This window comes from Epibacterium sp. ABV4_022 (assembly GCF_056159345.1).
In genome coordinates, this window is sequence record NZ_JBSWVA010000005.1 from 12,497 (window position 1) to 36,697 (window position 24,201).

General features: G+C 55.7%; 18 protein-coding genes and 1 pseudogene. 12 read left to right on the forward strand and 7 right to left on the reverse strand.

Going from position 1 to position 24,201, the window contains the following annotated elements:
* Nucleotides 1-312: 312 nt before the first annotated feature.
* On the forward strand, nt 313-1,326 hold the full coding sequence (locus ACXAF5_RS20850; RefSeq protein ID WP_474948078.1) for a glycosyltransferase family 2 protein: 1,014 nt from the start codon (nt 313-315) through the stop codon (nt 1,324-1,326).
* A gap of 17 nt (nt 1,327-1,343) precedes the next feature.
* Here the strand turns inward: ACXAF5_RS20850 and ACXAF5_RS20855 are convergent, their stop codons facing one another.
* Complete coding sequence (locus ACXAF5_RS20855) at nt 1,344-2,225, reverse strand: ABC transporter permease (protein WP_474948079.1); 882 nt, start codon at nt 2,223-2,225, stop codon at nt 1,344-1,346.
* A gap of 103 nt (nt 2,226-2,328) precedes the next feature.
* On the opposite strand from ACXAF5_RS20855, the gene ACXAF5_RS20860 reads away from it, so the two are divergent.
* Nucleotides 2,329-3,819, forward strand: coding sequence for a KpsE/RkpR family capsule polysaccharide export protein (locus ACXAF5_RS20860; protein WP_474948080.1), 1,491 nt, complete (start codon nt 2,329-2,331; stop codon nt 3,817-3,819).
* A 6-nt stretch (nt 3,820-3,825) separates the two neighbouring features.
* A complete protein-coding gene (locus tag ACXAF5_RS20865; RefSeq protein ID WP_474948081.1) occupies nt 3,826-4,479 on the forward strand; it encodes an ABC transporter ATP-binding protein in 654 nt (217 codons plus the stop codon).
* 100 nt (nt 4,480-4,579) lie between these two features.
* On the opposite strand, the gene ACXAF5_RS20870 is transcribed toward ACXAF5_RS20865, so the two are convergent.
* Nucleotides 4,580-6,358 (reverse strand): glycosyl transferase, encoded by a 1,779-nt coding sequence (locus ACXAF5_RS20870; protein ID WP_474948082.1) that lies wholly within the window; start codon nt 6,356-6,358, stop codon nt 4,580-4,582.
* A gap of 152 nt (nt 6,359-6,510) precedes the next feature.
* Here ACXAF5_RS20870 and ACXAF5_RS20875 point away from each other — a divergent pair, with 152 nt between their 5' ends.
* The 5 genes from ACXAF5_RS20875 to ACXAF5_RS20895 all read left to right on the forward strand — a co-directional run bounded on the left by ACXAF5_RS20875 (nt 6,511) and on the right by ACXAF5_RS20895 (nt 11,557).
* Nucleotides 6,511-7,539 (forward strand): hypothetical protein, encoded by a 1,029-nt coding sequence (locus tag ACXAF5_RS20875; RefSeq protein ID WP_474948083.1) that lies wholly within the window; start codon nt 6,511-6,513, stop codon nt 7,537-7,539.
* 41 nt (nt 7,540-7,580) lie between these two features.
* Nucleotides 7,581-8,750, forward strand: coding sequence for a UDP-galactopyranose mutase (glf, locus tag ACXAF5_RS20880; protein ID WP_474948084.1), 1,170 nt, complete (start codon nt 7,581-7,583; stop codon nt 8,748-8,750).
* Between the two features lie 81 nt (nt 8,751-8,831).
* Entirely contained in the window at nt 8,832-9,425 is a 594-nt protein-coding gene (locus ACXAF5_RS20885; RefSeq protein ID WP_474948085.1) for a hypothetical protein, read from the forward strand.
* Nucleotides 9,422-10,393, forward strand: coding sequence for a glycosyltransferase (locus tag ACXAF5_RS20890; RefSeq protein ID WP_474948086.1), 972 nt, complete (start codon nt 9,422-9,424; stop codon nt 10,391-10,393). Before ACXAF5_RS20885 ends, ACXAF5_RS20890 begins: the two co-directional genes overlap by 4 nt.
* Complete coding sequence (locus ACXAF5_RS20895; protein ID WP_474948087.1) at nt 10,394-11,557, forward strand: glycosyltransferase family 2 protein; 1,164 nt, start codon at nt 10,394-10,396, stop codon at nt 11,555-11,557. It begins immediately after the preceding gene.
* An 84-nt stretch (nt 11,558-11,641) separates the two neighbouring features.
* Here the strand turns inward: ACXAF5_RS20895 and ACXAF5_RS20900 are convergent, their stop codons facing one another.
* Nucleotides 11,642-15,706, reverse strand: coding sequence for a tetratricopeptide repeat protein (locus ACXAF5_RS20900; protein ID WP_474948088.1), 4,065 nt, complete (start codon nt 15,704-15,706; stop codon nt 11,642-11,644).
* 386 nt (nt 15,707-16,092) lie between these two features.
* Between ACXAF5_RS20900 and rfaD the strand changes: the two genes are divergently transcribed.
* The 4 genes from rfaD to ACXAF5_RS20920 all read left to right on the forward strand — a co-directional run bounded on the left by rfaD (nt 16,093) and on the right by ACXAF5_RS20920 (nt 19,773).
* On the forward strand, nt 16,093-17,079 hold the full coding sequence (gene rfaD, locus ACXAF5_RS20905; RefSeq protein ID WP_474948089.1) for an ADP-glyceromanno-heptose 6-epimerase: 987 nt from the start codon (nt 16,093-16,095) through the stop codon (nt 17,077-17,079).
* Nucleotides 17,080-17,153: 74 nt separating this feature from the next.
* Nucleotides 17,154-18,563 carry a D-glycero-beta-D-manno-heptose 1-phosphate adenylyltransferase gene (gene rfaE2 / locus ACXAF5_RS20910; protein WP_474948090.1) on the forward strand — a complete coding sequence of 470 codons (1,410 nt, stop codon included), beginning with the start codon at nt 17,154-17,156 and terminating at the stop codon, nt 18,561-18,563.
* On the forward strand, nt 18,560-19,138 hold the full coding sequence (locus tag ACXAF5_RS20915; protein WP_474948091.1) for a D-sedoheptulose-7-phosphate isomerase: 579 nt from the start codon (nt 18,560-18,562) through the stop codon (nt 19,136-19,138). The genes rfaE2 and ACXAF5_RS20915 overlap by 4 nt, the downstream gene beginning before the upstream one ends.
* A complete protein-coding gene (locus ACXAF5_RS20920; RefSeq protein ID WP_474948092.1) occupies nt 19,138-19,773 on the forward strand; it encodes a D-glycero-alpha-D-manno-heptose-1,7-bisphosphate 7-phosphatase in 636 nt (211 codons plus the stop codon). The genes ACXAF5_RS20915 and ACXAF5_RS20920 overlap by 1 nt, the downstream gene beginning before the upstream one ends.
* 77 nt (nt 19,774-19,850) lie before the next feature.
* Here ACXAF5_RS20920 and ACXAF5_RS20925 read toward each other — a convergent pair whose 3' ends face one another.
* The 4 genes and pseudogenes from ACXAF5_RS20925 to ACXAF5_RS20940 all read right to left on the reverse strand — a co-directional run bounded on the left by ACXAF5_RS20925 (nt 19,851) and on the right by ACXAF5_RS20940 (nt 23,993).
* Complete coding sequence (locus tag ACXAF5_RS20925; RefSeq protein ID WP_474948093.1) at nt 19,851-20,459, reverse strand: hypothetical protein; 609 nt, start codon at nt 20,457-20,459, stop codon at nt 19,851-19,853.
* 88 nt (nt 20,460-20,547) lie between these two features.
* Nucleotides 20,548-21,778: pseudogene (locus ACXAF5_RS20930) on the reverse strand (IS3 family transposase).
* Between the two features lie 73 nt (nt 21,779-21,851).
* Nucleotides 21,852-22,760 (reverse strand): hypothetical protein, encoded by a 909-nt coding sequence (locus ACXAF5_RS20935; protein WP_474948094.1) that lies wholly within the window; start codon nt 22,758-22,760, stop codon nt 21,852-21,854.
* A gap of 300 nt (nt 22,761-23,060) precedes the next feature.
* Nucleotides 23,061-23,993 carry an IS5 family transposase gene (locus ACXAF5_RS20940; RefSeq protein ID WP_474948095.1) on the reverse strand — a complete coding sequence of 311 codons (933 nt, stop codon included), beginning with the start codon at nt 23,991-23,993 and terminating at the stop codon, nt 23,061-23,063.
* Between the last annotated feature and the right edge of the window lie 208 nt (nt 23,994-24,201).

Here is a 24,201-nt window from a genome sequence, read left to right on the forward strand (position 1 = left end):
GGCCCTGGTCGATGGCGCCGCGCAGGACGAGATCATCCTGCGCATCGACGGCATCGATTATGACCTGATGGCCTGAGCGCTGCCACAAGAGCACATCAGCGGAGCTGGAGATATCGGCCGGCTCCGCAGCGTTGTTTGGCAATGCGGCGTCGGCGCCGGGGCTAACATCATCAAAACCAGTGCTCTGCTGGCGCATTTGTAGGTGCGGTTCTACGTCGGTTAGGGTTTGACAAGTGCCTGGTGGTCGCGGATTGAGGGGCTGAAGGTCGGGTAAGGACCGGCGCCAGACATATCCAAGGACCTAATACTACTATGCATGCCTCTTCGACCGCCGCATCTTCGCCTGTGAAAATGTGTCGCCTTGTGGCGGTGGTGGTGACCTATAACCGCTTGGATAAATTGAAGGTCACGCTGGCACGCCTTTTGGAGAGCCCGGCCAGGGAACTGGCCATGGTTGTGGTGGTAAATAACGCCTCGACCGATGGTACGGAGGAGTGGTTGGCGCTACAGGACGATCCGCGCCTGGATGTGATCAATAGCCAGATTAACTCCGGTGGTGCCGGCGGTTTTGCCAAGGGCATGCGCCGGGCGATGGAGACCCATGCCCCCGATTGGATGGTGGTCATGGATGATGACGGTCGCCCTGAACCAGGTGGGCTTATGGCCTTCCACAGCCTGCCCGCAGACAAATGGGATGCGGTGGCCGCCGCCGTTTATTTCCCCAGCGGTGAGATTTGCGAAATGAATCGCCCCTCGCGTAACCCGTTCTGGCATGGCCGTGAGTTTCTGCGCACGCTGATGGGTAGGGGACGGTCCGGTTTTCATATCTCGCCCGCCGCCTATGAGGGTGCGGGGATTCAGATTGATGTGACGTCTTTTGTGGGCTTCTTTATTTCGGCAAAGGCAGTGGCACGGATTGGCTATCCGAATCCTGAGTTGTTCATCTATGGCGATGACGGGATCTATACTTTGGGCCTCAGCAAAACTGGCGGGCGAATTGGCTTTGAACCAGGGGTGCGCTTTGAGCACGATCTGACCAGTTTTGCCGGTACAGAGGGGCAGAACGCGGTCCAAAGGGGCCGTTTGGCCCCTCTATGGAAGGTCTATTACTATCACCGCAACCTGCTGTATTTGTATCGTCTGGCGGCGGGTGTGCTGTTCTGGCCCGTGCTGTTGGTGATCCTACCCAAGTGGCTGGCCAAGGTGCGCCACTATGGTAACGACCGGCCTGTGTTCCTGCGGCTCTTGGGTCGTGCCATCCGTGATGGGTTGTGGGGCAAAGGGCTGCCCCACAAAGAGGTCCTGCGCCGCTCTGGCGAAGATTAAGATCGTGCATCGCTGGGTTAGCGGTTCACGATCTCTCGATTGTATCGGTGCAGTAATAGAAATCCAAATGCTGTCAGCCCGAGGGCGAGGAATAGTACATAGGTGATACTGATATAGGCTCCGGCATAGGTTGGGTAAAACCCTGTCCGCATCAGGCCGACAATATGGATAAGCGGATTGTACCAGAGGATATCTTGTGCAAAGGGCGGCATCTCATCATAAAGAAAAAAGATCCCCGATGCGATAAACAGCGGGCGGTTCACAACGCTCCAGATAATGTCCCAAATCGGGAAAAAGGCTGCGACGACCGCATTGACTGATCCTATCCCCAACCCCAGTAAAAGCGTGAGACACAAGGCCACCAGAATGGGGCTAGGATCCAAAATCGTCTGGGTGTCGACCAACACCAGAATACCGCCGAGAAGGAGGAAGGTGTTGAAAATTCCGGTCAAACCATTGAGTAAAAAACGGGCACTCATGGCGTCAATCCAAGTGACCGCAGGATAACGCAGCAGCGGCCGCGAGAACCCCAGGGCATGACGACAGGTCCGTGCCAAGGTCATGTATATGTCAAAAGGCATATAGCCCGTGGCGTAAAACAACAAAAAGCTATTGCCTAGAGAGGGGTTCCTGAGCATGAGAGAGAACCCGAAACTTAGAAAAATGATTGCCGCCAAAGGCTCTAAAACAGTCCAGAGATAACCACCAGGGGTGCGCCCATAGCGTGTCGACATCTCGCGTAAGATAAGAGCGAGAATGGTGCGGCTGGTTGCAAATGGCCGTTTGTGATGACGGGTCGGGGGCAGGGCTGGTGACAGCGACGAATGGGCCATGAAACCTTTGAGAACGTTTGGGGGAAGATATTTTGGCTTCACTATGCCGCAAAGCCTGTGGGGCATGCAAATAGCTCTTTGCGCTTTCTGTGTCTGGACTGAGCATTGATCTTACAGGCGTTTGCCATGATAACTCGGTCAAGAAGCAGTTTATAAAAGCGATGTGGTTGTGAACAACAGTGTAACCTCGACCCAGGCCGGTGACAGTTCATCCAAAAAACCTGTTGGTGAAAGCGCTGCGGGAACCAAACCCGCCGACAGTACACCGGCAGGCGAGCAAACCGCTGAGAAAAAACCCGCTGGGAAAAAACCGCAGAGTACTGCAGCGCAGGCTGCCGGCGCAGGGGCGTCCACGCACGCAAAGGCGGCGGATGCGGCCAAACCACAACGTAAGAAGAACCCGGCCCGCGAACGCCTTACTGTGATGGAAAAGGAAGTTGATGTCCTGCGGAAACGGGCAGAAACTGCCGAAGGCAAAGTGCACGAGTTGAACCGCAAACTGGCTGAGCCGGTGGCGCCTCCGGTGGCGCAGCCTGCGCAGATCAAACAGCGGCACTGGGGGGTGCTCACTAGCTTTTTGTTTATTGTCATTGCGCCGCTGATTGCGATTGGTGTCTACCTGTTCACTATAGCTGAGGATCAATATATCTCGACGGCGGGCTTTACTGTGCGCAGCCAGGAAGGGGCCAGCGCCACCGATCTTCTGGGGGGGCTGGCTCAGTTTGCAGGCGCTGGCGGCACAGGATCTGACAGTGATATTCTCTATGAGTTCATTCGCAGCCAGGAAATTGCCGAAGAGGTGAATGTAGAGCTGGGCGTGGTCGATCACTATGCAGCGCATTGGCCCAAGGATTGGGCCTTCGCGCTCTGGCCTGAGGCGACCTCTGAAGATTTGACCTGGTTCTGGCAACGCATTGTCAGCGTGTCTTATGACAGCGCTGCAGAATTGTTTGAAATTCAGGTCACTGCGTATGATCGGGATATGGCACAGGCGATTACCCGGGCCATTGTGCAGCATTCTCAGGATCGTATTAACGCGCTGAATGAACAGGCCCGCGAGGACGCCATGCGCTATGCGCGGGCGGATCTCGATGAGGCGGTGGAACGGTTGAAGCTGGCGCGCGAAGCAATGATCCAGTTCCGGACCCGGACGCGTATTGTCGACCCCGAGGCCGATATTCAGGGCCGCATGGGGGTGATGAACAACTTGCAGCAGCAACTGGCGGAGGCGTTGGTGGAATATGACCTGCTGCGCGGATCCGTGAATGCAGATGACCCGCGCTTGGGAACCTCCCTGCGGCGCATCAAGGTGATCCGGGAGCGGATTGATCAGGAACGCACCAATTTTGCCTCGTCCAACATTGTTGAAAACGACGGCATCGGAGAGAGTTATCCGGCGCTGATTTCAGAGTATGAACGGCTGACGGTGGATCGTGAATTTGCGGAGGAAACCTATCGGGTTGCTTTGACCTCGATGGAACTGGCGCGCGATGAAGCGTCGCGTCAGAGCCGCTATCTGGCCACCTATATCAATCCGACCCGGGCCGAGGATTCCGAATATCCGCGCCGCTACCTGGTGCTGTCGCTGGCGGGGCTGTTTTTGCTGATGTTCTGGGCGGTGATGGTGCTGATCTATTATTCCGTGCGGGACAGGCGGTAAGCCGCAATGATCCGTCTGGAAAATCTGACGAAGAGCTTTTGGGTCAAAGGCCAGCGCAAGGTGGTGATCGATAATCTGTCGCTCACCTTGCCCTCGGGAAAATCTCTGGCGCTGCTGGGGCGCAACGGGGCGGGGAAATCAACCCTGTTGGAGATTATTGCAGGCACCCTGCCTGCTGACAGCGGGCGGGTGATCAGCGATGGTACCATCTCCTGGCCTGTGGGGCTGGCGTCTTCGTTTCATGGAGATCTAACTGGGGCGGAAAACGTCCGGTTTATTGCCCGCATTTATGGCGTGGACACGGATCAGCTTGTGGCTTTTGTGGCGGAGTTTTCCGAACTGGGGCCGTCCTATTATATGCCTATGCGCACCTATTCCAGCGGGATGCGGTCGCGCCTGACGTTTGGGGCGTCGATGGGCATTAAATTTGACACCTACCTTGTCGATGAGGTCACCGCCGTGGGCGATCAGGCCTTCAAACGCAAAAGTCAGCAGGTTTTCCTTGAACGGGTTAAAAGCGCCTCTGCCATTTTGGTCAACCACTCGATGGGAGAAGTGCGCAGGTTCTGTAATGCTGCGGTGGTTCTGGAAAACGGTAAAGCGGAATATTTTGAGGACCTCGAAAAAGCTATTACCGAGCATGAAAAGATCCTTGGGTGAAATCATCATAAAGGGCGGTCACATCATCAAAGCTGGGATACCGCGTCGAGTAAAAAATCCAGAAGATTCCGGAGAAATATAAATAAGAGGCTGTATAGGATTACGGATCTAGGGTTTCTTTCCAATAAGAGGCCGTGGTCATGTCACTATACCCGCTGCGCCAATTGGATTTGATGGCGTCAAAATCCCAGCACAGCCGAAGGGTGTGCCCGGCCATTTTCCAAAGAATGCCAAAGAACCGGGCCTTGGAGTGGTGCAGCGTATAGCTGCGCTGCCCGGCAGTGTCGACAAAGGTAAGTTCGGCCGCGCCAAAGGTGGCGCGGATCTGATCGCGTTGCTCAATGCCCAGCACACGCCGTGCTGCAAAGATCGACCAGAAGGGGATCAGATGGCCGTTTAAGGTCAGTAAGCCAAAGGCGGTGTGTAGCTTACGCAGAAAGAGCGGCAAGGGCTTCACGGGTTGGGGGGGCGCCGGCGCCTGTTTTTTCTGCCAGGTTTCTTCTTGACTCAGCGCTGCGATGCCAGCCCGTCGCCTTGGTATATGAGTTTCATCGTCAAAAACCGCAGGGCCTGCCATTACGTCCTGCCAGGCCAAAAGCTGGGCTTCAGCGCTGGCATAGTGGCATCGTAGCAAAGAGCGCATGAGAAAATGGATTGCAATGGCTGCGGTGCTAAATCGCCCTCGTTCGAGCAGACTAAGGCTGAGATGATGGGCTAGGTGGCTGCGTAAATCCAGATAGAGCGTTTGGGCGTTCTCTTTTTCTGTGAACCCATCCTGAAAGGAGGCCACGCCGCTGAGGGTGTGGATTGCGAAATCATTGGCAATGGAGAAGCTGACATCATCGCCGCGGACAAAAAAGGGAAAGGGATAATGGCTCAGGCCCGCTAGCGGAAACGCAAAGAACCACCAGCCACCATAAAGACTGTCGTGAACCGGGGCGTGCATGTTGTGCTGAAACTGCATTAATGCGTCGCGCTGGCGCAGATCCACCCCATGGTGCAGAGGCCGACAAGAGCCATCAAACCAGGCGCCGTTTTCCCACAGGCACCATTTTTGCCCAGCGTTGATCATGGCTCCGGCCAGGGCGGTCTTTGGGTCCTGCGCCAGCGCCAGAAACACGTAAGTGCGGGCGATATTCTCCATATGAAACGACGCGTCATCATCCATGAACAGACAATGGCTCGCGCCCGCCTCCTGGGCTTCGAGCAGCCCGCGGGCAAACCCGCCTGCGCCGCCCAAATTGCGGTTCGGATAGAGGCAAAACCCGTGGTGCGCGGGCACAGTGAGGCTCTGGCCATTGTCGATGACTTGTAGGCGAATATGATCTTTGTAGATGTAGTCCGCCAAAAAGGCGTCGAGCCGGGTTAGAGTTTCCTCAACCTCTGCTTCGCGTTGGAACGTGGTGATTGAGAGTGTGAGCGCAGGCCAGGTGTCAATCTGTGTCGGGCTCGCAAACCTTGCGGACGTCAGCGTTACATCTGCAGATGTTGCGGTCAGAGACAGATAGAGCACCCCTTGGCGGTGACGCGACAGCACTTCGCCCAGGTCCAGACAGACCGAGGAGGTTTGCGACAGAGGCGTGTTTTTCTGGGTGATCACCTCGGGTGTGTCGCTGTCTGATGACACGTGCAGAATCTGCAGATCCACCGTGCCACTGCCGCTGAGTTCGAGGACCAACCCGTCGAGCGCGCAGGCACTGAGCCAGTTTTCCAGATTGAAGAGGTTGAAATAGCTGTCGAAGCTGAGGGTTTGCCCGGCCGGAACTTTGAAGACGATGTGATCCGGGTCAAAAGCGACCCCTGCGCCCCCCCTGAAGTACAGCTCTGTTTCGGTGCAGAGGCCGGGTTCCGGGGGAATGACGTTTTGCAGTGTGATCATAAAGGAGCCAGTCGTCGGACGCGATTAGAGGCAGCCAGAAGCTGAGACTGACGCCTCTATAGCGAAGACCAAGACACCCTGGAAGGGGGGCAAATCTATTTGCAAGCGTGTGTCGAAATACGATAGGGCTCCGAGTGGAAAGTGGTGCTACGATGCTCAAGAATGCCTTCTTTAGACCTAACAACCTGAAATATAACCTATATTTCCATATCGGCTCCCATCGCACCGCCACAAGTGCCCTGCAAGACTATCTGTTTCGAAATCGCGATGGGCTTAAGGCGCAAGGATATCTTTATCCCTTCGATTGCAAACGGCACCTTGAGGTGGTGAATGCGGTCTTCGCACGCAAGATCCGCCCGGCGCAGGTTTCCCAACAAATCCTGAAGCAGATGGAAGCCGAGGCGGTGCCTTTGCATTCCGTTGTGATCAGCGACGAAGACATTTGCATGCGCAAGAACTTGACAATGCTGGGGAAGTTCAGAAAATTCTTCAATGTCAAAGTGATCTATACGCTGCGGCGCCAGGACCTATGGCTGGAGAGCTGGCATTTGCAGAACATCAAATGGCAGTGGGACCCTAAATACAGCCATTGCACCTTTGAGGAGTTCTTGGGCAAGCAGAAGAAATTCCACTGGATAAAGTATGACAGCTATGTCAGCCATCTGGAGAAGATCTTTGGGACTGAGAATGTGTTGCTGAATATTTATGAAAAGCATCCCGATGTTCCTGATCCCATCGAGGCCTTCTGTCACAGTATCGGGTTGGAGCCGTCCGAGGATATGGTGAAACCCGCCCGTGTAAACGAGAGCTTTGCGCCGGTTGTGTCCGAGTTCATGCGCTGCCTGCCGCTGGATGAAGCCCCAGAAACCTATCGCGGTGTGCTGACCACGGCCTGTGCCAAGCTGTCCAAAGGCTATGAGGTTAATAACAGGCTGCTGTCTTATGACAGACGCGTAGAACTGTTGGAAACCTACGCCGCAGGTAATCGAGCACTGGCGCAGCGCTACTTTGGACGGGACGAGCTGTTTCGCGAACCCTTGCCCGACCGGTCCGCCCCGGTTGCCGATATGGCCTTGCCAGAAGATAGCTACGAGCTGATGCAGAATTTTGTCACCCCGTTGCTCAAATCTGTCATCCATCATCAGGTACACCACCAAAATAAGCAGCCCCCGAAACCGTAAAATGGTCGGCTGCATCTAAGTGATCTCAGGAGGGGTCTGGAATGTCGAAGAAATATTTGATGGTGGGCGCAGGCCTTTCAGGCGCCGTTATTGGCCGACATTTGGCCGAGGCCGGACACGAAATTACCATCGTCGACAGCCGCGCCCATATTGGCGGCAACTGTCACACTGAGCGCGACGCAGACACCGGCGTCATGGTCCATGTCTATGGTCCCCATATCTTCCACACCGACGACGCCGAGGTCTGGGACTATGTGAACCGGTTCGAGCGCTTCATGCCTTATAAGAACCGGGTCAAGACCACCTCTCTGGACCCTTCGGGCGAACGTGGCGTGTTTTCTCTGCCGATCAACCTGCACACGATTAATCAGTTCTTTCGCAAGACATTGCGACCCGAAGAGGCCCGTCAGTTCATCACCGAAGAACAAGCCGATACCTCGATCACAGACCCGCAGACCTTTGAAGAACAGGCAATGCGCTTTGTCGGCAGGGATCTCTATGAGGCTTTCTTCAAAGGCTATACGATCAAGCAATGGGGCATGCATCCCAGCGAGTTGCCTGCCTCAATCCTGAAGCGTTTGCCAGTGCGGTTTAACTACGACGACAACTACTTTTTCCATAAATTTCAGGGCATGCCGGAAAACGGCTACACGGCGATGATCGAGAGAATCCTCAATCACCCAGGTATTGCGGTCAAGTTAGAGACGGTCTTTGACCGCGACATGGGAGAGGCGTTCGACCATGTGTTCTACTCTGGTCCCTTGGATGGCTATTTCGATTTCGAACTGGGCCGTCTGGGCTATCGCACGCTTGATTTTGAAAAGTTCACCCATGAGGGGGATTATCAGGGCTGCGCGGTGATGAACTATGGCGAGGAAAGCGTGCCTTTCACGCGCATCACTGAGCACAAGCATTTTTCCCCCTGGGAGGAGCACGAGGGCTCGGTCTGCTACCGCGAGTTTTCGCGCGCTGCAGGCCCCGAGGACATTCCCTATTACCCGATCCGTCAAGTGAAAGAAAAAGCCCAACTGGCCGATTATGTCGCGCTGGCAGAACAGGCCGAGGGCGTGACCTTTGTTGGACGCTTGGGCACCTACCGGTATTTAGATATGGACGTCACCATCCGCGAAGCGCTCGACACCGCGCGCGGCTTTGAGGCGGCGGTTGAGGCGGGGCAAAAAGCGCCTGCATTCTTTGTGGCACCGGTATGATGTGTATTCTGACGCCCCCCTTTGGTATGATCCGCCGCAGCCAGGTGCCGCGATAATAGCATTTTAGAAAGGATTGAGCAGGTGATTGCTGCCCATGCTAAACGCGTTGTAAAAAACATCGTAGGCGCGACGCCTGCAACCGCGCTCTCTGGAGTGGGGACCCGGGGCGGGGACGCCAATGAGAACCTCAAGCAGCTGCAGGCGCAGTCTCTTGAGGCGCCGCTTAAAACGGTCGGCCCCCTGTCGCGCGGCATTCGGCTGGATATTGATACAGCCAATGCCCGCCCACTTGAGGCCAGCAGCCCACAGGGGGCTTTGATGCATCTGAAAGCCGCCGAAAAACAAAGCTGCCGCTGGACCGCTCTGCATATTACGCTGGGCGCACTGGATTTGAGTGACGTTGACTTTTTTGGCGTTGCGGTCAAATCTCAGTCCCACAGCAGCAGCACGATCAGCCGCATCTCTTTGCGCAGCGGGACCAAAAACAAGTTCCGTGATTGTTTCTTCGGGAAACATCTGGTGAGTACAACCGCGTCGGGGACCCATGTGGACATGCTGGATCTGGCACAGGCGAAAAACCTGCCGCTGACCTCAGAATGGCGGGATCTTATTGTGTTCTTCTCTGATCGCGATATCGATCTGACACTGACTAAGATTAGGTTTTTCACCGCATGAGCATTTCTGTTGTCATCCCCGTGTGGAATGATTGTGCCGGGGCGCAATCGGCACTGGAGGCGCTTGCAAAGGCCCCCGCGATCACCGAGATCATTGTTGTCGATGACTGTTCCGAGCAACTGATTGCCGAGGCGCTCGACACCAGCCCGACCCGTGCTGCGGGCCAGAAGATCAAGATGATGCGCCATGACAGCAACCGCGGAGGCGGGGCTGCGCGAAACACCGGTCTGGATGCGGTGACACAGCCCTATGTGATCTTTTTAGACTCTGATGATCTGCCGACAGAATGCTATGGCGACATCCTTGCAGAGTTTATCGCCTTTGATCCCGACTTGGATTTTGCCATGTTCCGGCACATTGACAGCCGGGAGGAAGCGAAGGGGAAATATCAGGGGCTGCCCATTGATGAAGAACGCTGGAAGACCCTGAGTAAAGGGCCGGGCCCGCAGCGCATGTCGCCCGAGGCACGGGCACATATGGCGGTTGTGAGCGCGTATCCTTGGAACAAGCTCTACCGGACAGCGTTCCTGCGCCAAAACGAGGTCCGCTGCACCGAAATCCCCGTGCACAACGACATTGAAATCCACTGGATTGGCTTCATCTGTGCAAAGAGTATCCTCTATTCGCACCGTACCGGCGTAAAGCATTTTGTGCACGCCAAAGGCGATCGGATCACCAATCGAAAAGGCGAAGAACGTCTGCGCGTGTTCTCGGCATTGGAAAATGTTGTGTCCCGCCTAGGCGATCAGAACGCGCCGCTGGATATGCGGATCGCCTATTGGACCTTCTTCGTCAATCTGATGAACTGGATCCCGGCTAATCTGGCAGAGGAGTTCCAAAGCCGCTTGAAAGACACAAGATCCAGCTTTGTGTTCCATTTCCTGCCCAAGGCGGAGTTCCGCAAGCTTGCCTGGCAGGATTCTGCGCTGACGTCGCGCCTCCTCAAACTTGTGGAACGGAACGCCTAGATGAATATCTCCTTTATTATCACCACCTACAATATTGAGACATACATCGGCCGTTGCCTTGAAAGCGTGCTCGAAGTGGCGACCGCAGGGGATGAAATCATCGTTGTCGATGATGGATCCAGCGACGGGACGCCGCAAATTGTCACGGATATTCTCAAGGGCAAAAACTTGTCCGACCGCGTCGAAGTTCAGACTCTACTCTTGGGCGAAAACACCATGGGTGGTGTTGGTATCGCAGGGAATATTGGGATGGATAAGGCCACAAAGGACTGCGTGTTCTTTGTCGATGGGGATGATTGGTTGGATGCGGACGGATTTCGGTATGCCCGCAAGCGGTTTGCCAAAGGCAAGCATGATATTCTGATCGCCAATTACCAGGAATTTGATGAAGCAAAAAACGCCTATAAGACACCCGCTGATGAATGGCGTTGGTGCCGCCTGTCGTCAGGGGCAGATCCGCAGCTGCGCCAGCTGCAGGCCTTGCGCCTGATCGCGGTGCCGTGGCGCAAGTTTTACCGCCGCAGCTTCCTCGAACAGCACAAGCTGCGCTTCCCGGAAGGGGATTATTTCTTTGAAGATAACCCCTTTCATTGGAACGTCTGTCTGAACACGGATCAGATTGACTTTCTGGATGTGACGCTGTGCTATCACCGGGTCAATCGACCGGGCCAAACTATGGCCAGCACCGGTGCAGAACTGGCCGCGTTTTTCGACCATTTCCAAACCATTCAGGGCTATCTGACAGGCGAGACCTCTGAGGTGTTCCGGACCCAGGCGATTGCCTGGATCCTGGGGAACATGAGCTGGCATCTGGACCGGCTGCAACCCGAAGCCGCCCCACAGTATTTCCGCAAAGCAGAAGCCGCCTGTGCGCATTTTGCCGAAGCAGACCTGCCCGAAGAGATGGTGAACTCCGAAGCGGCGCTTTACGCGATCTTGTTGCAGGAACGCGGCTGGGGGGCTGCGCTGGAATATTTCCTGGCCAAGCACAATCGCAAGGAGCTGCGCCGCATCCATCGCTCGGTGTCGGAGGCAAAACAAAAGATCCTAGAGCAGGTCATGCCGGTGCGTGGTGCTGTCGTCGCCCTGCGCAACTGCGCGTTTTATGAAATGCTTTATGACGCCTACCACAAACAGCAGGATGGGGCCCAGAAGGAAGGGTGACCTGACTGGCAGTGTTTGTCACACACCAAACCTGTGACGGCTCTATCGCTGGGGGCTGTTCGGCCCGAAACGAAAATTGGCGCATTACGCTGCGGTGTTTTCGCGGTCAGTCCCAAGTCGATCAAGGTGGCTCAAGACCCTGTTGAGGACATCGTCCAAGGTGATTTCGCCGATACATTTGCAGCTTTTGAAGCGTCCCGTGAACTGGCAGGGCACACAGTCTTTCACAGGAGCAATCACTTGGCTCTCGGGCGAGAGCGGGCCGTTTTTGACAACACTTGTGGGCGCGAAAATGGCAGACACCGGAACGCCAATCCCGTCTGCGACATGCATCAGGCCACTGTCATTGGCAATCATATAGGCCGCATCCGCAATCGTTGAGAGAGTTTCGGCTAGCGGTGTTCCCGTGCGATCAATTGTGCCGGGGACATATTCATGCGGCATGCCGGTAGAGATGACCTCCCAGCCGCGGTCCATGAGCTCCTTGGCCAGTTCCGTGAACAATGGCCAGCGTTTCACTTCCCATTCCCCTGGCTTGCCACCCGCGTGCAGCACAATCCGGCGGCTATTCAGACCGGTTGGTGTCAAGTCGCGAACAAAATACTCGGCGATGTCCTCTTCTTCGTATGTCATCCCGATTTCAGCAGCCTCGATACAGTCGAGATTGTATTTCGACTCATGCATACGTTCGGTGGCTTCAAAGGGTATTTTATGACGGGCGATGCAGGTGCGTTTGGCGTGAAACTGCGGCACGGCCTTGCCAAAGGATGCCAGTACAATCACCAGTTCATAGTTGCGGCGCACATATATACTATCTGATCCGAAGACCATCCCGACATAAGGCGAGCCCGCAAAGAGCCACTCACATCCGGGGAAGTCCTGGTTGATTACGACATCCACAGGCTGGCCCAGATGTTCTGACAGCCGACGGATCGCAGGGGTGCATTGGATAATATTGCCAATGCCATTACCGACGGCAATCAGAACCGGACGTTTTGCTTGTTTGACCAAGCGCTCCAGCACCTTGTTTTGCGGGGCAAAAGGGTAGCGGTCCGAGTTCTGGCTCGCTTGTCGCGACCGCTCTTCCCAGTAGTCTGCGTCCCCAAATAGCCGTTGCAGTTCCTGGGCCCAAAGCTGAGGATCTTCTGGCAAAGCGACGCCGGACTCGGTGAGCAGCAAGGGAACATTGCCACGATCGCTGCCAATAACGGGCACGCCAAATCGATGCGCTTCGATCACAACGCGCGAAAAGGTTTCGACAAAGCGATAGCTGGGCACCATGACGCACCAGGCCCGTCTATACAGCGCAGTCATATCCTCAACATGATTCAGCAGCTCGACATTTTGCAGTCCCGCTTGCTGAACGGCCACCCGTGCCTCCTCCATAGCCGATTGAGAGGCAATGGCGACGAATTTGAAGTCCGGGCAGCGGGCCGCGACTTCCAGCAAAATGTCAAAGCCCTTTTCGGGGCGTGCATTCACGAGCAGAATACAATCCCGGCCCTCGCGTTGGGCCGGTTCCGTAACGGTTGTCGGCAAGGAATACAGCACATCGGTCGTGATGGCGTGCTGGTCATACTGCATGTCCAACGTATAGAGGGAGTTTGCATAAACTGCCTCATTGCGTAGCAGCAATGATTTGAATTCCCTTTTCGGAGCGGCGTTTCTGTCGATATCGGGGAACCAGCCACTGCCCTGCAGCATTTCACGCCAGAAATGGGTGCCGTAAATGATTGGCACATCGATGTCCTGCGTATTGCGCAGCACAAAGGGACCGGATCCGGTGACAACATGCATCAGAGCAGGGCCGCGGTGCAGCAGGAAGCTTCTGAAGCCTTCCTCGTCGTCTTCAGTGAATTGCACAAACGGGATCCCGTCTGGTGTGACACCTTCTTGTCGGGCGCTGCCTCTGTGCCCGACCAAGACCGGTGTAAAACCGAGGTCGCGATAAAGCTGCGCCATGCCGCGCAGAAAATGCTCTGCGCCGCCGAATAGATTGTGCCCCGAGGAGGAAATCAGGAAGACCTCACCGGACATCTGTTCCAGAGGCAGTAAAACACCCTCTGGTGCGGGGCCAAGTCTTGGCAAGATTTCGCGACCGCGTTGCAGCAACAGGGCGATAAGCGCTTCATCTGTGATTGGTGTATCCAGCGTGTCCAGCACGTCTCGTGCAAAACGCGCGGAAACGGCGACGAGGTCGGTTTCATCGCGCAAAACCGCACCGGATGCACCGTGCAAGCGGTTGCATATTTCTTTTCGATCAGACTGTGTGTATGCGGGCTGGTCCAGAATGATCCAGGCGTTGTTTGCCTGTGCAAGCGCGGCCTGCACCCCAACATGTATGGTGTCCAGAATTTCGACGTCGCTGGCACAGTCCTGCCAGTCCATCTCTGTGGCGGCGGCCCCATAAATTGACACCGTCAGGTCGGCCGTATCGGTGGCAAACAACGCCAGATTGGCAAGGATCATCTTGGCGCTGATCTTTTCGGGATCAATCTCCAGAGCTTGTTCGCTCAGGGTGCGTGCCTCTTGGTACAGTCCTTTTTCCAGATAGATGGCTGCCAGTTCCGTTTTGATGGTGCCATCGTCGGGTTTCAGCTCCGTAGCCTGTTCGAGGAGGCGCATGGCCTCTTCCTGCTGGTCCGCATGGGTGCAGATCATGGCCAGTTCCCTATAGGCGCTGGCTTGCGTCGGGTTGAGCTTGATCACGGCTCTGAAGTGGGTTTGGGCTTTTTCAAAAAGCCCCTGCCGGGCCAGGACACGCGCCAATACAAAGTGAATGCGAGGGTTGTCGGGATCGTTTTCCAACAGCTCGACAAGACTGGAGGCGGAGCGGTTCAACACACCGGCTTTCAGGTCGCATTCGGCCACTTCGAGCGCCACAAGCCTGGGGTTGGCCCCCATGTCCCGTGCGGTTTGGAAACTCTGCGCGGCCTTTTCAACGGCACCTTGATTGCGATGGAACCGGCCAATTTTCAACCATTCATCCGTTGTACGCGCGGTCAAGGTGTTGAGCTTTTGCGCGGTTTCTGCTGCGGCCTCGACCTTTTTGGCTTTGTTCTGGGCCTCATACAGCAAGAGCAAGCGCTGCATGGGGGCGTGTTCGCCTTCGAAATCGCCCAAGAGGATTTGTTCAGCCTTCAGAAAGTCATTGGCCCGCAGAGCCGCGCGCGCATAGGATACCCGTGTCTTGGCGTTCAACAGCCCCTGTTGGTCGCAGTTTTCAAAGGCCTCCAGAGATTTGGCGTGTTCGCCAATTTCTGAGAACCCTTCTGCCATCAAGAGCCATTTTTTAGGATCCTTGATCGTCTCATCTTGCAGCGCATTTAGGACCTCGTAGGCCGCGTGATGCAACCCTAGCCGCTTATTGGCCTGGGCGAGGTGAAAGAAGGTCGCGGGCTTGGCTTTTGGCTGTGTTGACAGAGGTGCGAGAATATCTGCTGCGGGCTGAGACTGTCCCATCCGCAGATGCGCACGAGCTTTGATCAGTAGGGTTTCGGGCCCCAAGGGCGCCAGTTTTTCAGCACGATCCAAAAGTGCAATGACTTTGGGGTTATCAACCATCTGAAAAGAGACTGCGGCGAGATCTGTTAAGACGGCGGGGTGATCCCCTGTCAGATCCAGAAGCTTTGTCAAAATGTCCTGAGCGCCGGGCAAATCCTTTTGCTTTTTGGCCTCGGCAGCGGTCCTGCGGGTGCTGTCGACAAGCCGGCTGGTCGCATCGGCAAGAAGGTTTCGGCTATGTGCCCCCAGAGGTTCGATGGCCTGAACCTGGTTCAGGGTTTGGATGGCAGCAGCATCGTCGCCCAATGCGGCGTGGACAATCGCCAGCTCTTTCAGGGCCGGAATGTCATTTGGGTTTTCTGTGCAAGCGCGGTCGAGCAGCCGTGCGGCTTCTGCGAAATTACCGTCTTGCCGCGCGGTTTTGATGGCCCTTTGGCGGACACGAATTTGCGCGCGTTGATAAAGGTCGGCGGAGTGAGCGCCCAGGGGCCCTATCTCATTGGCGCGCTGCAGGGCTCTGACGGTGCCTTGGTCATCCCCTTGCTCGAAACGGGTACAGGCCAGAGACTTGAGAATGTCCGTGTTGTTTGGATCTCGGGTCAGAGTATTTTCGAGGAGAGCAATGGCTTTGGGGTGGTCTTTCACTCTCCGCGCGCGCTTTGCGCGGAAGAGAGCTACTCTCGTTCTTAATTGGATGGGCACTGTCTGTTCCTGCTGCAGTGAGCGTTTGTGCAAGGCTAGGGTTTTGCTGTAAAGACCTACAATATCATGTCTCGCATGGATAGCGTGTATGTGAATTTTTAGTCGTCCCAACGTGCAACTTAGGCGTGTTTTTACCGAATGTGCCCGGCTACTGAGCGACTTGCGTTATTGGTGCGGATGAGCGTGAATGGGCAGCGAGTGGCGTATTTCTGCCCACTTACTGCAGTTGGTACACGGCAGCCGTCCGCGTTCTCTACTACTGCTTGACCTATCCTGATTGGAGTGGAATACGTTCGGAAAAAGCTGGTCAGCATCGAAGTGGGAGAGCAATGTTATTAGTTACCGGGGGGGCTGGTTTCATCGGTTCCAATATCGCTCACCGCCTCTCGCAGCAAGGCCATGATGTCATCATCTGTGACTGGTTAGAGACAGATAATATCAAGTGGAAGAACCTGATTGGGATCGCCGCTGAACGCTTCATTGCCCCTGAAGATCTGCTGTCAACTTTGCCGGAATTGTCGGGAGGAATCGAAGCAGTCATTCATATGGGGGCGATTTCTGCAACGACTGAAACTGATGGCGATTTGGTGGTGCGGTCGAACTTTGAACTGTCCCGGTCACTTTGGAATTGGTGCTCCGCAGAGAATATTCCGTTCGTCTACGCGTCTTCCGCCGCAACCTATGGTGATGGTGAACTTGGTTTTTTGGATGGCAATCTGCTCGAGAACACCACACGCTTGCGTCCGTTGAACCTTTATGGTTGGTCAAAGCAAGCTTTTGATGTTTGGGCTCTTTCGCAAATTGAAAAAGGGCGTGTGGCACCGCCTCAGTGGGCAGGGTTGCGGTTTTTCAACGTCTATGGCCCACGCGAAAGTCACAAAGGCTCGATGATGAGCATCGTGTGCCGGAACTATGCGGCCTGCGCAGCGGGGCAGCCGGTGAAATTGTTCAAATCTCACAAGCTTGGCGTGGAAGATGGTGAACAGCTCCGGGACTTTATTCATGTGGAAGACTGCGTCAACGTCGTAGACTTCTTACTGGAGAACCGGGGCCGAAGCGGCATTTTCAATGTGGGGACCGGACAAGCACGCAGTTTCCGTGACCTGATTGCCGCCACATATCAGGCCTGCGGCCATGTCGAGAATATCGAGTATGTTCCGATGCCAGAAGAATTGCGAAACCGTTACCAATATTTCACGCAAGCGGATATAAGCCATCTGCGTGATGTGGGATATGATCGGCCGTTTTTGTCTCTGGAAGAGGGAGTCAAAAAATACGTCGAGGCGTATCTGTCGCGCGAAGAACATGATCGCTGAGACGATGGAAGCCCTTTAAGTCAGGAGATAAGATCATCTCTCCCCGTATTAATTTTGAAGCTGCGCGTGTCGCAGTGATCGGCGATTTCATTCTGGATAAATATATCACCGGAAAAGTGAGCCGTATTTCACCGGAGGCCCCCATTCCGGTGCTCCTGAAGCAGGGCGATACAGTTGTTCTGGGCGGTGCGGGCAATGTCGCAGCCAACATTAAAACCCTGGGCGCGACCCCTATTCCTGTTGGTCTGCTTGGAGATTGCGCGCAGGCGCGCGAGGTCTGCTATCTGCTTGGCCGCCAAGGGATCGATCACCGTTATCTTGAAGTAACAGGGCAGCGCAGCGTTCCGGAGAAAACCCGCCTGATTGGGGGCCATCAGCAAATCTTGCGGTTAGATCACGAAACTATCCAAGCCCCCTCTGCGGAGGAAAAACAATGGCTGCTTGAGGCTGCTGAAAGCATTGAATGCGACATTGTGATCTTGTCTGACTATGGCAAAGGTCTGTTCTTGGACGGCATGTCCGAAGTCCTGATCGATGTGTTTGCAAAGCGCGGCATCCCTGTTCTGGTTGACCCCAAGGGGACGGATTACACGAAATACCGGGGCGCAACCGCATTGACGCCCAATCTCAAAGAGCTTGGCGAAGCCTGTGACGCCGCCGTCGAGACATCCGATGACATTACCAATGCGGCCCGTCAGCTGATCCAGGATCTTGACCTGGACTTCCTGCTGTCCACGAGAGGCGAAGACGGTTTGTCGGTTGTAAAGGCCACATCCGTGCTGCATATGCCGACCTTTGCGAGAGAAGTGTTTGATGTCTCGGGCGCGGGGGACACGCTGATTTCCGCGTTTGCGGTTGCATTGGCCGTGGGCCAGTCAACGGCCGAGAGTGCCCGCATTGCCAATGCGGCCGCCGGTGTGGTGGTGGCCAAAAATGGCACCGCGACCGTGTCGGTGGAAGAACTTGAACAGGCCCTGTCCCATCGCCACCATGGCGTCGAGGATGTTGTGGTCTCTCGGGAGCGTGCACAGGAAAAAATGGCTGATTGGCAGGCGCGTGGTTTGCGTGTCGGTTTCACCAATGGCTGTTTTGACATTCTGCATCCAGGTCATGTTTCGTTGCTGGCCGAGTCTGCAAAAGCCTGTGATCGTCTTGTTGTCGGTTTGAACAGTGACGCCTCTGTCCAGCGCCTGAAGGGGCCAAGCCGTCCGGTCGTCGATGAAGAGTCCCGGGCGCGGGTCATTTCTGCGCTGGGGATGGTGGATCTCGTGGTGTTGTTTGAGGAAGACACACCGTTTGAAGTGATTTCAGACTTGCTGCCGGATGTGTTGATCAAAGGCAGCGACTACGAAGAACATGAGATTGTTGGGGCCGATGTTGTCAAAGCAAATGGCGGCCAAATCGTGCGGGCCCAGCTGATCGATGGCAAGAGCACAACGCGCATCGTGGAACGAATTCGAGAAGAGAACAGGGCGAAGCAATGACCAGTCTTGAGAGTTATATTGAGCGTAGCGAGCATGTTCTGCAGAAAATGCGCGCTGCTGATTTTTCAAAGACGATGGAGGCCGCAGCCGATATTCTCGTCTCGGCCCTGAGCCAGAAGAAACCGGTTCTGGTGTGTGGCAATGGGGGCTCCGCAAGTGATGCGGAACATATTGCCGGGGAGCTTGTGGGCCGTTTCCTGAAAGAGCGCGATGCGTTCAATGTGATCTCTTTGGTGTCCAATGCAGCCGTCATGACGGCTTGGTCGAACGACTATGAGTATGACACGGTTTTCTCCCGCCAAGTGCAGGGGCATGGCGCAGAAGGGGGGGTTCTGCTGGGGATTTCGACCAGTGGGAACTCTGGCAATGTTATCAAAGCGGCTGAAATGGCGCGCCAGATGAATATGCAGGTGATTACCCTGACGGGCGAAGGCGGTGGCAAACTGGCGCCGCTGTCTGATGTGAACTTTGCCGTTCCAAGCCGTGAAACAGCATTGGTCCAACAAGGGCATATCACCCTGTACCATTACTTGTGTTATGTGCTCGAAGAGCGTTTGGCGCAGGCATCTGCGTGATGCATCTGCTTGAGGCTGGCGTCTGGAAAGAGCGCCGCACGACCCGGGACTTTACGGGGTCTGCTGCCCTTTTTCTGGATCGCGACGGGGTTATCAATGTCGACCACGGCTATGTCGGTCACCCCAATGACGTGGACCTCATTGAGGTGACAGCGCAGCTGATTGCACATGCCAATGCCGCGGGCCATCCCGTTGTGGTGGTGACAAACCAATCGGGCATCGGGCGCGGATATTATGACTGGGACGGGTTTGCAGCCACCATGGATCATATTCATGAAAAGTTGCAGCAGGTCGGCGCGCAGATTGATATGGTCTGCGCCTGTGCGTATCACGACGAGGCGCAAGAGCCCTACCGCAAGCCTAAGCATGAGATGCGCAAACCGCGGGCCGGAATGATTAATATGGCCTGCCAAGAGCTGAACTTGGTGGCGGAGGGATCTTTTATCGTTGGGGATTCCGTCAGCGATATGGAAGCGGGTGTTGTCGGCGGCTTGGCTGGGGGGATTTACCTTGGCCAAGCAGAGTGGACAGCGCCCCCGTCTTTTGCCCTCGCGCGCTATAGTCTGCCACAGGACCGCGACGCGTTTCTCAGGAGCGGTCAGGCCTTTTGGGCGAACAATAGGGTCGCAGAATAAAAAAGGGCGCTTATAGCGCCCTTTTGCTTTTGAAGCTATGCGCAGGGGACCCTGTGCCAGCGGGGGACAAGATCCCCTCAGGTGGCGCCATTATGCACGGCAGCAGAGAGGAACCATTCCCGTTCTGTAATGCGATCAACCAATTCCTGAGCGACCGAAGACACACGTTTGGACGGTTGGGAGGAATTCACGGTCTCCCCGCCATCGAGATAAGCAAGCGCTGCGTCCTGATCGGGGAAGGCATGCGCCAGCGGCCCGACGACGAGTTCTTTCATGTCCTGAGACATATGTTCCTGGCGGACGATTTTGGAATAGATGCGGTGCTCTTCGAATGTCTTTTGCAGATCTTCTCGTGTTTGGCAGTTCTTGAACACGTCAAGAGGCGCCGGAACGGAGAGCATCAGGTGCCGAAAACTCATAAAGCCCACAAGCTCGCGCAGCTTTTCGGCTTCGCGCGATCCATAGCTTTCTCGGACAAAGCGGGAATTAGCAGAGTCTAGCATGAAATCCAGCCAGGTTTCAAATCCTTCGGGACCAGAATACAGATGGCCTTTCCCAGCCTGCGTCAGGCGCTGATGCAGGCCGCCTTCGCCGCCACAGCCGAAAGAATAGAGCGACCGATAGGATGAAACGGGATCCCGGGTGGAGATGAAATAGAACTTGTCCGGGTCACAGGTTGCGCTCAAACGCTCATGCTTCTTTTTGAAAACAAGGTCTTCCTTGCAGAACAAATTACAGAAGTGAATGACCTGCTCCCCTTAGAGTCCGCGGATATTAGTTCGCTCTGTTCAGGGTTTGGTCCTCTACTGACCGTTGGTGATACTCCCGCGGGGTGAGCCCGTCGAGGCTCGAATGCGGGCGGTGGTGATTGTAATCTTCGCGCCAAGCCGCGATCAGGTCTCGGGCATGGCGCAAATTGGCGAACAGGTGCTCGTTTAGACACTCATCCCGTAGGCGGCCGTTGAAGCTTTCCACGAAGCCGTTTTGCATCGGCTTTCCAGGCGCAATGTAGTGCCACTCGACCTTGCGTTCCTCCTGCCATTTCAGGATGGCGTTCGACGTCAGTTCCGTTCCGTTGTCGCTGACCACCATGCAGGGGTAGCCGCGCAGCCGGGCGATGTTGTCCAGTTCGCGCGCCACGCGTTGCCCGGAAAGGGACGTGTCGACCACGCAGGCCAGGCACTCCCGGCTGAAGTCGTCAATGACGCACAGAACCCGGAAACGGCGCCCGTCTGAGAGGCTGTCGGATATCGAGCCATGGGAACGCCACTGGTCCGAGAGACCATGGCGAGCGTCCAGCGACCATCGCTGGTTTGGCCCTTGTGGTATTGCCATCGGCGCCCTCGTTCCGATCGCGCGTTTGCGACCGCCACGCTTGCCCACTGTCAGGCCCTCTTCCCGGTAGATCCGGTAAAGCTTCTTCCAGTTCACCTTCCAGCCTTCGCGGCCAAGAAGCAGGTGCAGCCTTCGATAGCCGAAGCGACGCCGTTCGCTGGAAAGCGCCTTCAGCCTCTCCCGCAGCTCGGCGTCGGCAGGTCTGGTTGATCCACGTCGATACACACGCGGGTCGATCCCGGCCAGGGCACAGGCCCGCCGCTGGTTGTAGTTCTTCTCTGACATGGCCCAGTCCACGGCTCGTCGCCTTGCACCGGGCTTCAGAAGGGTCCGCAGGCTCACTCGAACGCATGGCGTTCGCCTGCTTCCATTCCCAGCATTTCCTTGAGCGTGGCCACATCGAGCATCTGCTCTGCCAGCGTTGTTCGGGGCAAACGCCCCACTGGGGCCTTTGCTGATCCCTCCAACTCTTCAGCTTTGCATTCTCGGCCTCAAGAGCCTTCAGCCGCTTGGCCTCCGACACTTCCATGCCGCCATACTTCGAACGCCATTTGTAAAACGTGCCATCACTGATGCCATGCTTCCGGCAGAGCTCCTTGGCGCCGATCCCGGCTTGGTGCTCTTTCAGGATGCCAATGATCTGCTCTTCGCTGAATCGGCTTTTCCGCATTGTCTGTCTCCTCATGTGGAGAACAGGCTAACTTCAAAACGCGGACATTTCAGGGGAGCACGTCAACCTGCTTTTACTTGAACAGGTAAGTGGCTTTGAGTTCGGCTGGAATGAGACCCGATGCGACCAGACGTGCGTTGGCCTTTGTATTTGCGCTCACAATGCGGTCTCGAATTTCGGGTGGAATACGATAGCGGGGGAATTTGTCGGCGCCAAATTCCCGCTGGAGCGTTTTGGTGAGCAGGCGACGCTCTTTGGGGGTTTCAAGTTCGCTAAAGCCCGCTTGAGCAACCCGTATACCCAGCTCCGACAATGACATATTGGATTCCTCGACGCGCTCGTATGCATTCAGGATCTCTTTACGTTGAATGTCGGTGAACTTCCGGAAAAAGTTCAGGACATATTTCCGAGGGCCGAATTTGATCGTCTCAAAAGGCAGCACCGTCACGTTTTCCGGGCCGATGAGATCCATAGCGGGCTGGAGAACCTTCAGCCAGTCAATGGTCAGGTTTTTGAAAGCTTTGCTAAAGGCCTCCGCATCTTCGACGCTACCGCGATGGACTTCTTGGATGTAAAGGCTCTCAAAGAAACTGTCCTGCCGCCGAACATAAAAGCTCATGTCGATTTTGTGCTCAGGGAAGAAGCGTTGCAGAGCTTTGATGCAGGTCGCCGCGCCAGGATAGGGTATCGGGTAGGCTTCCCCGAACATGTTCTCAATGCTGATGACAATGTCCTTGGAGGCCCAGTCTGCTCCCAATACCGTTTCCGCCATGGCAAGCCATTCGCTCTCAGAAATGATGCTGTCCTGCAGTTCTGTACTCAGAAATAAATTCCGCATACCGCTTCTGTAGTAGGCTTGTCTCTTTGCGATCGACAGTCCTGTGGCCTCAAGGCGCGGGCGGAGATTTTCCATGGTGGCCTGTAGAAGGCTCGTTGCTGTCTTATGGGCTCCGGGGAATATGATTATTCTTTTGTCACGCATCTTTTTATTTCCTTAGTTCCCACCAGCGAGTGCGAGGTTTGGCAGGGTCAGTTCCCTGAATCGGCATCTGAGTGACTGGGCTGCATATGCCTGTTGCACGTTCTGCTGACGTCACTATGAGCAACTTGGAAAGCAACGTGCAAGATCTTCAATAGGCTTTGGGAGGGGACTGCTCAAGGCTCAATGGACCTGTCACGTATTTGTGCCGCCCCAAGTGCTCGCTTAGGCCACTTTCCGTTCGAAGGCGGCATTGTTGCAGAACTCCCTCTTGAGGCCTGACTACCCCTTTCCCCTATGGGCTTAGGCGACACGGACGATCTCGACGGCGCCGAGTGCATTGAAGCGGTTGATGAGGGCGATGCGGATATGGATTTCGGCGGTTTGGCGGTCAGGGTCTCTTGCAGAAATGCGCTCGCCGAAAGCTTTCAAACAACGCATCTTTGCCTCAACCCGGCTCCGGGCGTGGTATCCCGTCCAGCGTTTCCAGAAGGCTCGGCCGTAGTGCCGGGTGGCGCGCAAGGTTTCGTTTCTGACCTGCGCAGCCGGGCAGTTTTCCTTCCACGGTCGGCCATTCTTGCGGATAGGGATAATCGGGGCGGCGCCACGCTCGATGATGGCGGAGTGGCAACGGCGCGTGTCATAGGCTCCGTCTGCGGTCACGCTGCCGATCTCTTCGTCCTTCGGAATCTGATGGAGCAATTCCGGCAGGACCGGGCTGTCGCCGTCGCGGCTGGGGGTGAATTCGACAGCACGGATGTCAGACGTGGCTGCATCCATCGCAAGATGCACCTTGCGCCATTGGCGGCGCCCCTGAACGCCGTGCTTGCGGGCCTGCCACTCGCCATCGCCAAGGAACTTGATCCCGGTGCTGTCCACCAGAAGGTTCAGCGGCCCATCGGCGCGGCGATACGGGATCTGGACGGTCAGTGCTTTCTGCCGACGGCAAAGCGTAGAGAAATCAGGAACGGGCCAGTCCAGCCCCGCCAGCTGCAAAAGGCTGGCGACCATCCCGGCGGTCTGCCGGAGGGGCAGCTTGAAAAGAACCTTGATCGACAGGCAGAACTGGATCGCCGCGTTCGAGAAGACCGGTGGGCGCCCTGGTCGCCCTTCATGCGGCGCGAGCCAGGTCATTTCTTTATCCAGCCAAATCAGAAGCGAACCGCGCTTCCTGAGCGCGTCGTTGTAGCTGGACCAATTCGTCGTGCGGTAGCGGGCAGGTGCGGGCTTACTCATCGGCCCCGTCTAACCGCATGGATTCGTGATGTGAATCCTTAGCGGTAAGAGTTCTGCAACAACACCGTGCAAACCCAAGACTGAATTGTTCAAGAGACAACCATACTACCCGCCAGGATGTGACAGATAAACTTTCTAGGTCTTTGATTTTTATGAATTATGGTGAGCACCTGCCGTGTTGAGCCGTGGCAGCAACTTGAGTGTCAAT

Excerpts from the sequence above, each read along its gene's own strand:
- ACXAF5_RS20850 (WP_474948078.1), top strand. The coding sequence starts at position 313 with ATGCATGCCTCTTCGACCGCCGCATCTTCGCCTGTGAAAATGTGTCGC.
- ACXAF5_RS20855 (WP_474948079.1), bottom strand. The coding sequence starts at position 2,225 with ATGCCCCACAGGCTTTGCGGCATAGTGAAGCCAAAATATCTTCCCCCA.
- ACXAF5_RS20865 (WP_474948081.1), top strand. The coding sequence starts at position 3,826 with ATGATCCGTCTGGAAAATCTGACGAAGAGCTTTTGGGTCAAAGGCCAG.
- ACXAF5_RS20870 (WP_474948082.1), bottom strand. The coding sequence starts at position 6,358 with ATGATCACACTGCAAAACGTCATTCCCCCGGAACCCGGCCTCTGCACC.
- ACXAF5_RS20875 (WP_474948083.1), top strand. The coding sequence starts at position 6,511 with ATGCTCAAGAATGCCTTCTTTAGACCTAACAACCTGAAATATAACCTA.
- glf (WP_474948084.1), top strand. The coding sequence starts at position 7,581 with ATGTCGAAGAAATATTTGATGGTGGGCGCAGGCCTTTCAGGCGCCGTT.
- ACXAF5_RS20890 (WP_474948086.1), top strand. The coding sequence starts at position 9,422 with ATGAGCATTTCTGTTGTCATCCCCGTGTGGAATGATTGTGCCGGGGCG.
- ACXAF5_RS20895 (WP_474948087.1), top strand. The coding sequence starts at position 10,394 with ATGAATATCTCCTTTATTATCACCACCTACAATATTGAGACATACATC.
- rfaD (WP_474948089.1), top strand. The coding sequence starts at position 16,093 with ATGTTATTAGTTACCGGGGGGGCTGGTTTCATCGGTTCCAATATCGCT.
- ACXAF5_RS20915 (WP_474948091.1), top strand. The coding sequence starts at position 18,560 with ATGACCAGTCTTGAGAGTTATATTGAGCGTAGCGAGCATGTTCTGCAG.
- ACXAF5_RS20920 (WP_474948092.1), top strand. The coding sequence starts at position 19,138 with ATGCATCTGCTTGAGGCTGGCGTCTGGAAAGAGCGCCGCACGACCCGG.
- ACXAF5_RS20935 (WP_474948094.1), bottom strand. The coding sequence starts at position 22,760 with ATGCGTGACAAAAGAATAATCATATTCCCCGGAGCCCATAAGACAGCA.
- ACXAF5_RS20940 (WP_474948095.1), bottom strand. The coding sequence starts at position 23,993 with ATGAGTAAGCCCGCACCTGCCCGCTACCGCACGACGAATTGGTCCAGC.